Genomic DNA, 252 nt, shown 5'->3' with positions numbered 1-252 from the left:
CCGCAACTTGAACGCTAGGCTCACTCTTCCACTCTTTAAGCAATAACGGCTTCGCTTCGTCGTATTGCTGACGCATACGATATAGCCAAGCACTCTCAACTCGTCCATCCGTCGTATCTTCAGACACTGTTAGTTGCTGTTCTATCGCAACGTCTAGTACTTGTTGATATTGGTCAGGAAGTGATGTCCATAATGGTGCTAATGCGCTTACCGCACGCGAACGCACTCTTGGTTCAGAGTCTTCTAGTAACG

At 47.6% G+C, this 252-nt stretch carries 1 protein-coding gene; it reads right to left on the bottom strand.

Going from position 1 to position 252, the window contains the following annotated elements; genetic code table 11:
* A partial coding sequence (locus AYW75_RS18925) for a hypothetical protein (RefSeq protein WP_197478982.1) occupies positions 1-252 on the bottom strand: 252 nt, incomplete at both ends.

This window comes from Marinomonas atlantica (assembly GCF_001639725.1).
GTDB lineage: Bacteria > Pseudomonadota > Gammaproteobacteria > Pseudomonadales > Marinomonadaceae > Marinomonas > Marinomonas atlantica.
Note: the sequence above shows the minus strand (reverse complement) of the source record. Positions and strands in the feature narration are given on the sequence as shown.